Annotated in this window: 11 protein-coding genes; 1 reads left to right on the top strand and 10 read right to left on the bottom strand. The window is 50.9% G+C overall.

The annotated features are described in order from the left end of the window. Positions 1–83 precede the first annotated feature (83 nt). Complete coding sequence (locus tag AC6I3O_RS09040) at positions 84–638, bottom strand: DJ-1 family glyoxalase III (protein WP_497850616.1); 555 nt, start codon at positions 636–638, stop codon at positions 84–86. 113 nt (positions 639–751) lie between these two features. Between AC6I3O_RS09040 and AC6I3O_RS09035 the strand changes: the two genes are divergently transcribed. Further along, the gene (locus AC6I3O_RS09035; protein WP_497850615.1) at positions 752–1195 is read left to right on the top strand and encodes a CYTH domain-containing protein; all 444 of its coding nucleotides are present in this window, start codon (positions 752–754) and stop codon (positions 1193–1195) included. Positions 1196–1272: 77 nt separating this feature from the next. Here AC6I3O_RS09035 and AC6I3O_RS09030 read toward each other — a convergent pair whose 3' ends face one another. The 9 genes from AC6I3O_RS09030 to iorA form a co-directional block, all read right to left on the bottom strand. Further along, positions 1273–2481 carry an aspartate kinase gene (locus tag AC6I3O_RS09030; protein WP_497850614.1) on the bottom strand — a complete coding sequence of 403 codons (1209 nt, stop codon included), beginning with the start codon at positions 2479–2481 and terminating at the stop codon, positions 1273–1275. Further along, entirely contained in the window at positions 2475–3686 is a 1212-nt protein-coding gene (locus AC6I3O_RS09025; protein ID WP_497850613.1) for a cofactor-independent phosphoglycerate mutase, read from the bottom strand. Before AC6I3O_RS09025 ends, AC6I3O_RS09030 begins: the two co-directional genes overlap by 7 nt. A 46-nt stretch (positions 3687–3732) precedes the next feature. Continuing rightward, positions 3733–4956: a homoserine dehydrogenase gene (locus tag AC6I3O_RS09020; protein WP_497850612.1), complete on the bottom strand. Its 1224-nt coding sequence runs from the start codon at positions 4954–4956 to the stop codon at positions 3733–3735. 35 nt (positions 4957–4991) lie between these two features. Further along, positions 4992–6099, bottom strand: a protein-coding gene (gene prfB, locus AC6I3O_RS09015; protein WP_497850611.1) for a peptide chain release factor 2 whose coding sequence is annotated in 2 segments (ribosomal slippage) — positions 4992–6035 and positions 6037–6099 — 1107 coding nt in all. Because the reading frame shifts where the segments join, the coding sequence is not laid out codon by codon here. A gap of 44 nt (positions 6100–6143) precedes the next feature. After that, complete coding sequence (gene secA, locus AC6I3O_RS09010) at positions 6144–8711, bottom strand: preprotein translocase subunit SecA (protein WP_497850610.1); 2568 nt, start codon at positions 8709–8711, stop codon at positions 6144–6146. Positions 8712–8852: 141 nt separating this feature from the next. Further along, positions 8853–9623, bottom strand: coding sequence for a phosphoribosylformimino-5-aminoimidazole carboxamide ribotide isomerase (hisA, locus tag AC6I3O_RS09005; protein ID WP_497850609.1), 771 nt, complete (start codon positions 9621–9623; stop codon positions 8853–8855). Positions 9624–9635: 12 nt separating this feature from the next. Next, positions 9636–10868, bottom strand: a complete 1233-nt coding sequence (locus AC6I3O_RS09000) for a phenylacetate--CoA ligase family protein (protein ID WP_497850608.1) — start codon at positions 10866–10868, stop codon at positions 9636–9638. Between the two features lie 36 nt (positions 10869–10904). After that, the gene (locus AC6I3O_RS08995; protein WP_497850607.1) at positions 10905–11495 is read right to left on the bottom strand and encodes an indolepyruvate oxidoreductase subunit beta; all 591 of its coding nucleotides are present in this window, start codon (positions 11493–11495) and stop codon (positions 10905–10907) included. Then, positions 11488–13344, bottom strand: a complete 1857-nt coding sequence (gene iorA / locus AC6I3O_RS08990) for an indolepyruvate ferredoxin oxidoreductase subunit alpha (RefSeq protein WP_497850606.1) — start codon at positions 13342–13344, stop codon at positions 11488–11490. The genes AC6I3O_RS08995 and iorA overlap by 8 nt, the downstream gene beginning before the upstream one ends. Positions 13345–13387: the final 43 nt, after the last annotated feature.

Raw genomic sequence — 13387 nt, 5'->3', positions numbered from 1 at the left:
CATTTCCTCCTGTTTCTATACTGTCCGCCGACAGTTAACATTCACCAAAAAAGTATAACACAAACCTCTCTAAATATCCAGTATTATTTCGTCTCATATACGATGGATTCCGCAATCTCCTTCGCCTTTGCAGGTCCCGACAACACTTCAATCAGCTTTAATGCAAAATCAATCGCCGTACCCACGCCGCGGCTGGTGATGATGTTCCCGTCCACGGTGACAGCTCCGCCGGAAATCACTGCTCCCTGAATCTCCTTCTCCATGGAAGGGTAGCAGGAAACACGTTTTCCCTTCAAAAGCCCCATGTTGCCAAGCACCGTCGGAGCCGCACAGATTGCGGCAATCTTCTTGCCCTCGTCATAGAATCCCTTCACAACCCGGCGCACCCCGGCATGGGCGTCTAAGTTCTTCGTCCCCGGCATTCCTCCTGGCAGCACAATCATGTCTGACTCGACAAAGTTCACTTCCTCGAACAAATCTTCCGTCTGCACATTGATTCCGTGCGCGCCGTGTACCGTATAATCTTCCATGATAGAGACGGTGTCCACATAGATAGTCGCGCGTCTCAAAAGGTCCACGACGGTCAGGGCCTCCACCTCTTCAAATCCGTCCGCAAGGATTACACTCACTTTCTTCATATTGGTCTTCCCCCTTTTATTTTCTCATTTACATTTAGAATCTCTTATATTATGATAATATCAGCGGTTCGGCTTCCTATTGCCGTCCGCAAATTTCAGACAGGAGGCATATAATGGAAATCGAACGCAAATATCTCGTAGACAAACTCCCCGGACACATAGAGGATTATCCTTGCCGCATCATCTCCCAGGGATACTTAAATATTAACCCCGTCGTGCGTATCCGCCGGGATAACGAAAAGTATGAGCTTACCTACAAATCAAAAGGCTTCATGGCAAGGCAGGAATACAACCTTCCGCTCACCCGGGAAGCCTATGAACATCTTCTCACAAAAATCGACGGACGGCTGATTGAAAAAAGACGTTACATGATTCCGCTGGAGCATGGGCTGACTGCGGAACTGGACGTCTTTGAAAGAGAGCTCGCCCCGCTCATTCTCGTGGAGGTGGAATTTTCTTCAGAGGAAGAGGCCAATTCCTTCGTCCCTCCGTCTTGGTTCGGGGAAGACGTCACATTCTCCGGCAAGTACCATAACAGCAGCCTAAGCAAACAATAGTCCATACAGGCTGCGCATGCCGCCATCCGGATTCACGGCTTCCCATAGGCTGCCGTCTGCCTGAAAATCCCCGGACATCAGTCTGACATTGCGAAGCCGTCATGCACCGCATTCATTGCCTTGTCGATATCTTTTTTCGGCACCAGGACCGTAATACGGATTTCTGAGGTAGAAATCATATTGATATTGACTCTGGAATTATAAAGAGACTCGAACATCTTCGCGGCAACGCCGGGATTGCTCATCATCCCCGCCCCGACCACAGACAGTTTCGCCACATCTTCATTCCACGTAATGTCCTTGATGGTCAGCCGCTCCTTATTCTCCTCCAACGTCTGGATTGCCGCCTCTAAGTCATCTGACGCTACCGTAAATGAAATATCTTTTGTCCCTTCCCGTCCCACAGACTGTAGGATAATATCCACATTAATATTGTTCTTCGCCAGCGTATCGAAGATACGGAATGCGATTCCCGGCCTGTCTTCCACGCCGATCACGGAAATCCTTGCCGTATTCTTATCGGCAGCCACGCCCGTAACTAATAGTTTTTCCACTCCTTTTGCCTCCTTGACTACGGTTCCTTCCGAACGGTTCAGGCTGGACCGCACGACCAGTTCCACGTTGTATTTTTTCGCCATCTCCACCGAACGGTTATGGAGTACCCGCGCCCCAAGGCTCGCCAGCTCCAGCATCTCGTCATAGGTAATGGTATCGATTTTTCTGGCGCTTTTCACGACCCTTGGGTCCGCCGTATACACACCGTCCACGTCCGTATAAATCTCACATTTATCCGCATGCAGCACAGCCGCAAGGGCTACAGCCGTCGTATCCGAACCTCCCCGTCCAAGGGTGGTCACGTCGTCGTACTTGTTCACCCCCTGAAACCCGGTCACGATTACAATCTTCCGGGAATCCAGTTCATGGAGGATACGCTCCGTCTCCACACGCTTAAATCTTGCATTGCCGTACCGGGAGGTAGAATGCATCCGTACTTGAAAGGCATTCAGGGATACGGCCGGGACGTCTAAAGACTGCATCGCCATCGCCATCAGCGACACCGATACCTGCTCTCCTGTGGTCAGCAGCATATCAAGCTCCCGCTTCTTTGCCTTCGGGTTGATGGTCTGGGCAAGAGAAAGCAAATCGTCCGTCGTATCTCCCATGGCGGACAACACGACCACCACGTCATGTCCTTCCTTATAATCTTCGATGCACCTTCTGGCAACGTTAAAAATCCTCTCTTTGTTCGCTACGGAGCTGCCTCCGAATTTCTTCACTATCAGCATAGTCCCTCCTGCAAAAGATGTTCCATTAACCGGTATCCGTCCTGATAGTACCTTCCTGTCAGGGCGGCGGTCTTCTCGGAATATTCTTCCGCTCCTTTTATGGATTTCGTACTGTCATACAATAGATAAGGAACCGGCTCCCCTGTATGGGTACGGACTTCAATGGGAGTCGGGTGGTCCGGAAGGAGCAGAAGCCGGAAATCTTCCCCTGACTCCTCAAGCCCCCTGACTACGGTTCCCAATACCTTCTCATCTACATTTTCTATGGCAGTTACCTTGTCTTCTGTCTTTCCCTGATGCCCCATCTCATCCGGCGCCTCCACATGGATATACGCAAAATCATAGCCGTCTTTTGTAAGGGCATCCACCGCAGCTTTCGCTTTTCCTTCATAGTTGGTGTGAAGCCCTCCGTTGGCGCCTTCCACAAGGATTCGGTCCATACCTGCCCCGACTGCAATCCCTTTCAGCAAATCCACTGCGGAAATCATCACGCTTTTCTTCCCGGTCCGTTCCTCAAAAGACGTAAGCGCAGGTTTCTTCCCCGCGCCCCAGAACCATGCCGAATTCGCAGGTTTCAATCCCTTTTTTCTCCGTGCTTCATTGAGCGGATGGGATTTTAATATCTCATAGCTTCTCTCCATCATATCCCGCAAGATTCTGTCTTCCGGAAGATACGCTCCGATCCGCTGTGTCAGGATATCGTGGGGCGGGGTCAGTTCTGCCGTCTTGCCATTCTTCTGAATCAGAAGGTGGCGGTAACTGGTACCCACATAGAACCCATATCCCTCTGCCCCAATCCCTTCTTTCAACGCTTCTATCAATACAGCCGCATCCGCCGTGTCGATCTCGTCAGAGCTGTGGTCTAAGATGGTCTGTTCTTCATAAGCTGCGTCCTCCTCCGACAATGACACCAAATTACACCGGAAAGACACGTCCGTATCCTCCATATCCACGCCGATGCTCAGCGCCTCTAACGGAGATCTGCCCGTATAGTAGACCCTGGGGTCATAACCCATAACCGACAGGTTCGCCGTATCGCTCCCCGGCGCCATCCCCTCCGGAACCATAGACGCCATGCCAAGCTCTGACACCGGCGCAAGACTGTCCATGAACGGAGTATGCGCCGCCTCAAGGGTCGTCCTTCCCCCCAGCTTCTCAAGAGGTCTTCCCGCCATCCCGTCGCTCAGAATAATTACATATTTCATTGTTATCTCACCCCCATTTTCTCTTATCGGACACGTAACGCAAGGGCTATCCTTCCACACGTATCATGTGCAGAATCTCATCTCTGTAGATATTTGCCCTGGTCGCATAGTCTCCCTCCATCATGACCGGAGTGACAAACCCAAATTCTCCCTCAAGTTCTTTTACTTCCACCACTTCGATCTCCCCAAAGGAATCCCTAAGCTTTGGCAGCATCTCCTCTTTTTCTCCCTTGATACGTACAAAGAAGCGGCGTTTCGCATCTGCTTTATCCTCAAGTTTGAGCTTCTCCTGTTTCCACATGGTCATAATATTCCGGTTCAGATGCTTTGCCGCATCCACCACGTCCGCCACTACAGCGCTGGCCGTCGGAAGCTTTCCCGCGCCGCTGCCGTAGAACATGGCGTCGCCAAGAACATTTCCATGTACGAAAATGGAATTAAATACCCCGTTCACATTATAGAGGGGGTGCTGCGGATACAGCATACAGGGAGCCACGATGGCATGGAGCCTGTTTCCCCCATGGCGTTTGCTGGACGCCAGAAGCTTGATGGTGGTTCCCATTGCCCGGGCATACTTCATATCCTCCACTGCAATTTCGGTAATTCCTTCACAGTAAATATCCTCGAAATCCACCTGCTGCCCGGAAATCAGCGAAGACAGAATCGCAATCTTCCTGCAGGCGTCATACCCTTCTACGTCCGCCTCAGGATTTCTCTCCGCATAACCGTTGGCCTGCGCTTCTTTTAAGACCGTATCGTAGTCCGCTCCCTCATAGAACATCTTTGTCAGCATATAGTTGGTGGTTCCATTCAGGATGCCTGTGATTTCCTCAATCTCATCTGCCGTCAGGGAAGAATTGAGAGGGCGGATAATGGGTATTCCGCCGCCAACGCTGGCCTCAAACAGGAAATTAATGTTCTGCTCCTCGGCAATGGACAGAAGCTCTGCCCCATGCTTTGCCACCAACGCCTTGTTGGACGTGGCCACGCTCTTTCCCGCCTGGAGACATCGCTTTACGAAGGTATAAGCAGGCTCAATGCCCCCCATCACCTCCACCACAATCTGAATCTCGTCGTCCCCAATAATCGTCTCGAAATCATGGATAATCTTCTCCTGTACAGGATCTCCTGGAAAATCCCGCAAGTCCAGCACATACTTGATATTCAGCTCATCCCCGATTCTCTGGTTGATACGCGCGCCGTTGGTGTTCACTACCTCCACAACGCCGGAGCCTACCGTCCCATACCCCATAACTGCTATATTTACCATCTTGCTGTCCCTCCTCTAACTATTCACTGGCTGTTTCAGATATTCACTGACTGTTTCAGATATGCGTTCATGAACAGATCAATACCGCCGTCTAAGACCGCCGTCACATTGCTGTTCTCCACATTGGTCCTGTGGTCCTTCACCATGGTATAAGGCTGCATCACATAAGAACGAATCTGGTTTCCAAATCCGATTTCCTTCACTTCACCACGGATATCCGAAACCTTGTCCGCCTGTTCCTGTTCCTTCAAAAGCTGTAATTTTACCTTCAACATCTGCATTGCCTTCTCTTTGTTGTGGTGCTGGGAACGCTCGTTCTGGCACTGCACTACAATCCCCGTAGGCAGATGGGTAATGCGGATTGCCGATGACGTTTTATTAACATGCTGCCCTCCCGCGCCGCTTGCCCGGTACGTGTCAATCTTCAAATCATCCTCTGCAATCTCAATATCAATCTCATCCTCAATATCCGGCACTACGTCGCAGGACGCAAAGGAAGTCTGCCGCTTTCCCGCCGCATTGAATGGAGAAATCCGCACTAAACGGTGGACGCCCTTTTCTGATTTCAGATAGCCGTAAGCATTCTCTCCATTTACCTCAAAGGTTATGGCTTTGATGCCCGTGATATCCCCGTCCAGATAGTCAAGCACCTGGATTGAGAATCCCTTCCTCTCCGACCATCGGCTGTACATCCGGTAGAGCATGCTGGCCCAGTCACAGGATTCCGTCCCGCCCGCACCTGCATGAATGGTCACAATGGCATTACAGGAATCATATTCTCCCGACAAAAGCGTCTGAATACGAAGCCCCTCGAACACTGCCTCGAACTCCTGAATCTCCGTCCAGATTTCTTCCGCCATGGAAGCGTCGTTTTCCTCGTATCCCATCTCAATCAACAGGTTGATATCATCGTAAGCCGTATACAGCTTCTTGATGGTATCCACCTGCTCTTCCAGAGTTTTCAGTTCCTTCATGAACCGCTGGGACTCTTCCGGATCGTCCCAGAAGCCCGGCTCCTCTATCTTGTGCTGCAGTTCCTCAATCCGTCTTTCCTTCCCTGCCAGGTCAAAGTGAATCCCTCATCTCGGCAAGAGGTTCTTCATATGCATTCATCAGTGTCTTGAACTGATCTAATTCAACCATCTTATCACCTCTTTCTTATATTCTTTCTATCTATAGCTACTTAGCTATTTACGCCCGCAGCACTGCTTATACTTCTTCCCGCTTCCGCACGGACATGGATCGTTGGGGTATACCTTCTTATCCGCCCGTTTCTTAGGCGCCCGCGCAGCGCTTTCATCCCGGTTGGTTCCTGTCACCTTCGCCACCTGCTCACGCTCTACCTTCTGCTCGATACGGATATGGAACAACGCCCGGATGGTATCCGCCGCAATCCCCTTCGTCATCTCGTCGAACATGTCGTATCCCAGCATCTTGTACTCTACCTTAGGGTCACGCTGACCGTAAGCCTGCAGTCCAATTCCCTGACGGAGCTGATCCATGTCGTCGATGTGTGCCATCCACTTTGCGTCAATCACCTTCAACAGGAAGACACGCTCCACTTCACGGACATGCTCCGGCTCCGGGAATTCGGATTCCTTCGCTTCATACGCCTTTGCCGCACGTTCTTTCAGCAGATGCTTCAATTCCTTCTGCCCCATTCCTCTTACGTCTTCTTCCGTGACCGCCGCAATCGGTATGGTATTGTGAATCGTCAGGTTCAGCTCTGCCAGGTTCCACTCGTCATAATCCTGGTCCTTTCCAGTCACCATATCTACCACATTTTCCACATATTCATTCATCATATGGAAAATGGAATCCCGCATATTCTCTCCGTCCAGTACCCGGCGTCTCTCTTCGTAAATAATCTCTCTCTGCTCATTCATGACCTGGTCATAATCCAGCAGGTTCTTACGGATTCCAAAGTTATTCGCCTCAATCTTCTGCTGTGCCTTCTCAATGGCGCTTGAGAGCATCTTATGCTCAATCTGCTCCCCGTCTTCCACGCCAAGAGCCGTAAATATACTCATCAGCCTTTCTGAGCCGAACAGACGCATCAAATCATCCTCCAGGGAAATGTAGAATCTGGATTCTCCCGGATCTCCCTGACGTCCGGAACGTCCTCTTAACTGATTGTCGATACGTCTGGACTCATGCCGCTCCGTTCCGATGATTTTAAGACCTCCGGCCGCCTTCGCCTCGTCGTCCAGCTTGATATCCGTACCACGTCCCGCCATATTCGTAGCGATAGTCACGGCGTCATGAATACCTGCCTGCGCCACAATCTCCGCCTCCATCTCATGGAACTTGGCATTCAGCACGTTATGTTTGATTCCCCGCCGTTTCAGCATACCGCTCAAAAGCTCAGAATTTTCAATGGTAATCGTACCAACCAGTACCGGCTGATGCCTGCTGTGGGCCTCTTCAATGGCGTCGCAGACTGCTTTAAACTTCTCCTTCTGGGTCTTATACACGGCGTCTTCCAAATCTTTCCTCTGTACCGGCACGTTGGTCGGAATCTCAATGACGTCCATCCCGTAAATCTCACGGAACTCCTTCTCCTCCGTCAGCGCCGTACCGGTCATACCCGCCTTCTTTGCAAACTTGTTGAACAAGTTCTGGAAGGTGATGGTGGCAAGGGTCTTGCTCTCCCGCTTCACCTTCACATGCTCCTTCGCCTCGATTGCCTGATGCAGACCATCCGAATAACGGCGTCCCGGCATGATACGCCCGGTGAACTCGTCTACAATCAGGACTTCGTCCTCTTTCACCACATAATCCTTGTCCTTGAACATCAGATTGTGGGCGCGCAGCGCCAGGATGATATTATGCTGAATCTCTAAGTTCTCCGAATCCGCAAGGTTCTCGATATGGAAGAACTTTTCCACCTTCTGTACACCGTCTTCTGTCAGGTTGATATTCTTCTCCTTCTCATTGACGATAAAGTCTCCAGTCTCCTCAATCTCCTCGCCCATAATGGCGTTCATCTTGCTGAATTCGCCGCTGGCTTCCCCCCGCTCTAACTGGCGTGCTAAGATGTCGCAGGCCTCATAAAGCTTCGTGGACTTGCCGCTCTGCCCAGAAATAATCAGAGGCGTACGGGCTTCGTCAATCAGTACGGAATCCACCTCGTCGATGATGGCATATTTCAAGCCTCTCTGCACAAGCTGTTCCTTGTAAATGACCATGTTGTCCCTCAGGTAGTCGAACCCAAGTTCATTGTTGGTCACGTAAGTTATGTCACAATTGTACGCGGCGCGGCGCTCGTCATTGTCCATGCCGTTAAGTACGACGCCTACGGTCAGCCCCAAAAATTCATGTACCTGTCCCATCCATTCGGCGTCACGCTTTGCCAGATAGTCGTTGACCGTTACCACATGTACGCCCTCTCCCGTCAGGGCATTTAAGTAAGCCGGAAGGGTGGATACCAGCGTCTTTCCTTCACCGGTACGCATCTCGGAAATACGCCCCTGATGCAGGATAATACCGCCGATAATCTGGACGCGGAAATGCCGCATCCCCAGCACACGCACAGACGCCTCCCTTACGACGGCATACGCCTCGGGCAGGATATCGTCAAGAGTGGCTTCGCCGCTTGTAAGCCTCTCCTTAAATTCTCTGGTCTTATCCTTTAATTCACTGTCCGAAAGCTTCTGCATCTCCGGCTCAAGAGCCTCCACTGCGTCTACAATCGGATAGATTCTCTTTAACTCATTCTCACTATGTGTTCCAAATAATTTCTGCATTAACCCCATATCGGATAGCTCCTTATCACTAATTTAGCCATGGTAAACCACTTTATCCTACATAATAACACTATCTATAAGTCAATTCAACTAATTTATAAAGTGTTTACAAACTGTTAATTTTCCGTTTGTATCCATTTTAAGGGTATATCAGCAATATTTTTTTACATGTTCATAAGGAATCTTTCCGCCGAAAAGGTCTAGGGCGCTTCCGATGGTAAAATCCAGCCGCCCCCCGGAAATCTTGCGGAAATGCTCCAAATCTTCAAGACTTCCGATTCCTCCGGCGTAAGTGGTTGGTATCTGTTGCCGAGTGCTTAACAGCTTCACAAGCCCGTCCTCGACGCCGGAGGCTTTCCCCTCCACGTCCACGCCATGTACCAGAAATTCGCCGCAGTAACCAGCAATTTTGTCCAGGATTTCACAGGTCAGCTTTACATTGGTGAAAGTCTGCCAGCGGTTTGTTACGATATAGTAACCGTCCTCTTTTTTCCTGCAGCTCAGGTCGATTACGACGTGTTCTTTTCCTACCGCATTGCACAGTTCTTCCATGCGGTCCCAGCGGATTTCGCCGTCTTTGAAGACGTAGGATGTGACGATTACATGGCTTGCCCCGGCTTTAAGGTACTCCCCGGCGTTCTCTGTCGTAATTCCGCCGCCGATTTGCAGGCCGCCGGGGTACGCCTCTAACGCGTCCATAGCCTGCCGGCGGGTCTTCCCGTAGTATTCAGAGGAAGGCGGGTTCAGAAGAATCACATGGCCTCCCTTTAACCCGTCCTTTCTATATAAATGTGCGAAGTATTCTGCATCCTGGGCGGCTGAATAATTCTCCACCGCCTGGTTTTCTTCGTCTCTTAAACTCCCGCCCACAATCTGTTTCACCGTCCCGTTGTGGATATCGATGCAAGGTCTGAATCTCATATGTTCTCCTTTTTAATACCGGTTATCGAAAATCCGGGTAGACTTCTTCTCGCTTCTTGGAAGATCCCCGATTGAAACCGGCTTTACGTTTACCGTAACGCCAATCTTGTTCTTAAATTCCTGCTGGATTGCTTTGGAAGCCGCTTTCGGCTCTGCTCCATGGTTGATTTCTACAAACAGGGTGCAGACGTCCTTCCCGTTCATATGGTCCAGCATGAACTGGTACTCGCTTGACGCCTCTGCCACGCCTTTTAGCATCTCCTCAATCTGGCTGGGGAAAATGTTGACCCCCTTGACCTTCACCATGTCGTCCGTCCTTCCAATCAGAGTGTCGATTCTTGGGAAACGGGAACCGCAGGGGCAGTCTCCGGGAATAAAGCGAGTCAGGTCGTGGGTGCGGTAGCGAATCAGCGGCGCGCCCTGCTTGCGAAGCGTAGTGATAACCAGCTCTCCGATTTCACCGTCCGGCAGGACTTCGCCTGTCTTAGGATCTACAATCTCGAAATACACATAGTCGTCCCAGTAATGCATTCCGCACTCATAGTCGCAGCTCATGGCAATTCCCGGGCCATATACCTCCGTCAGCCCGTAAATGTCATAAAGCTTGACTCCAAGTTCTGATGCAATCCTCTTTCGCATCTTCTCGCCCCACCGTTCAGAGCCGATTACGCCTTTTTTCAGGCTGATTTTGTCTGTCAGATTCCTCTTTGCAATTTCTTCCGCAAGGAGAAGCGCGTAGGACGAGGTGGCGCATAGGACGGTGGATTTCAAATCCTGCATCATGCGAAGCTGCTTGTCGGTGTTGCCGGGCCCCATAGGGATGGTCATTGCCCCCAGATGTTCCGCTCCTAACTGGAAACCGATGCCCGCTGTCCACAGCCCGTATCCTGGCGTAATGTGGATGCGGTCCAAAGCAGTAATTCCAGCCATCTCATAGCATCTGGCGAACATCTTTGCCCAGTCGTCCACGTCCTTTTGGGTATAAGGGATGATGACCGGAGTTCCCGTTGTGCCGGAGGATGAATGAATTCGGACGATTTCTTCGTCCGGCACTGCCTGAAGCCCCAGCGGATATGCCTCCCTGAGGTCTCCCTTCCATGTAAACGGAAGTTTCTCAAAATCTTCCTGGCTGTTGATTGCGTCAATATCAATCTCCTTGAATTTCTCTTTATAGAAACAAGGCTTTGACGTCAGCAATTTTAAGTTCGTCTTGATTAGTCTGAATTGTAATTCTGTCATTTTCATGTGTATGTTCCTTTCCTATTCCTTTAAGCGTTGTTCTCATTCCGTACATACAGCCTCTGCGCCAAGCTCTAACGCCTTGAGGTTCATCTCCTGATATTGCGGTTTCACCCGCCTCCTGATTTCACGTTCCATCTCTTCCATACCAATTTCCAAGGCATTGCCCGCCACCGCCGCACCAAGAAGGGCAATATTCAGCGTCTTTGCTGAACCTGCCTTGCTGCAAATATTCTCCCCGTCAATCACATACAATCGTTCCACCTGATTCTTTAGGAAATGAAGCATCTCCCCGCTGTCATACCCCTTCCCGTCTAAACTTGCGGTCACAGGCTGTAGGGCTTTTTGGTTCACAATCACGATTCCTCCCTTTTTTAAATAAGAGAGATTGCGCACAGCCTCCGCAGGCTCAAATGCCAGAAGTACATCCGCGCTTCCCTTTGGAATCATCGGAGAATGAATCTCTTCTCCCACCCGCACATGGCTGACCACAGAACCGCCTCTCTGCGCCATGCCGATTGTCTCTGACGTACGGACAAACATTCCTTTCTCCATTGCGGCATAAGCAATCAGTTTGGAGGCAAGGACTACCCCCTGCCCCCCGACTCCGCACAGTAAACAATTCTTATTCATGGTCCACCTCCTGTATCGCACCAAACTTACATATTTTTGCACAGACGCCGCATCCATAACATAGGCTCGGCTCTATGGAAACCTTCCCCGCGCATACCGCCATTGCCGGACACCCCAATTCCCGGATACACTGCCTACAGGATACGCATGCCGTCTCATCCACCTGGTAACAAGTCTCTGCCTTCGTGACGGCGATACATGGGGACTTGAAAATCACAGCCCTTACTCCCGTTTCATCCAAGACCTGGCGAACTGCGTCAATCGCCTCCTCGAGTTTTAAAGGATCTGCCTTTACAATCTTACTCACGCCGATACCTTCCAACACCTTCTCAATGCTTACCTTCGCCACAACCTCCCCCATCATCGTCCTTCCTGTCCCAGGATGAGGCTGGTGTCCGGTCATCGCCGTCGTGGAATTGTCCAGCACAACCAGAACGATGTCCGTCTGGTTGTAAACCGCATTGATTACGCCTGTAATTCCAGAAGCGAAGAAGGTAGAATCACCGATGAAAGCAAAATTTACCGCGTCTCTTTCTATAATGTGAAGCCCCTGTGCGATTGTCACATCTGCGCCCATGCACAGACAGGTGTCAACCATGTCGAGAGGCTTTGCATTGCCAAGGGTATAGCAGCCGATATCCCCGCTGAATACAGCTTTCCTTCCCTTTGCCGCCTGTTTCACTGCATAGAAAGAGGCACGATGAGGACATCCCGCGCAGAGAACCGGAGGACGAACAGGCAGCGGCGGTATTTTCAGGCTTTCCGCCTCAAATCTTCTTAGGTCTTCTCTCAGCGTCTCTTCTGCAAACCTTCCCAGGTCTTCCCTCACGCTCTCGACACTATTCTCCCCCGCATTGGCAGTATCATGGGTAAGTTTACCCCGAATCGTCACACTCAGATGGTACTTCCCGGCAATCAGAAGAAGCGCCCGCTCAATAACAGGGTCGAGTTCCTCAAATACAAGCACTTCGTCAAGCCCTGCAAGGAACTTACACGCCAGCTCCTCCGGAAAGGGGTGCGGCGTCCCTACCCGCAGAAGAGGGACGTCCGAAGAAATGCTCTCCTTCACATAAGCATAACTGATTCCTCCCGCCGCAACGCCTTTTCGGACTCCTGCGCCCCCCTCTACAGTATTAAAACGGTAGGAAGAAAATACTTGAGAAAGCTCCTCGTTACGCGCTTCAATCTTCTTATGGTTCTGATAAGACAGTTTCGGAAATATCACCCACCGTTCCGAATCTTTGACAAAACCTTCCGGCTTGCCAAATTCTTCCCCGCACGTCTCATCCGCCGCGTAAGAAGATGCATCAGCCGGCGTCTCCCTGACCGTCACCGACGCGCACCCATGACAGATACGGGTGGTAGGGCGCAGAATCACAGGCGTTCCATACTTTTCCGAATATGCAAATGCATCCCCTACCATCTCATAGGCTTCTTCCGGGGACGTCGGGTCAAACACCGGAAGCTTCGAGAACCATCCAAAATGCCGGGTGTCCTGCTCCGTCTGTGAGGATATAGGCCCCGGGTCGTCCGCCGATACAATGACCATGCCGCCCTTCACCCCCACATACGCAAGGCTCATCAGCGGGTCGGACGCCACGTTAAGCCCCACCTGCTTCATTGTCACCATGGTTCTCGCTCCTGTGTATGCGGCTCCTGCCGCCACCTCAAGGGACGCTTTTTCATTTACCGACCATTCCACGTGGATTCTGCCTTCCGTATTATTCCTCGCCACAGTCTCTAAAATCTCTGTGGAGGGCGTTCCCGGATATCCCGAAACCAAACTGACTCCGGCATGAATCGCACCTAAAGCGATGGCCTCGTTTCCCATCAGTAATTGTACTGCCATACCTGTTTTCTCCTTTGAAATTACATTCTTATCGCAATATTTT

The organism is Sporofaciens sp. St.21A7, from assembly GCF_059728535.1.
The sequence above is the reverse complement of the archived record's forward strand: the minus strand, read 5'-3'. Positions and strand labels throughout refer to the sequence as shown.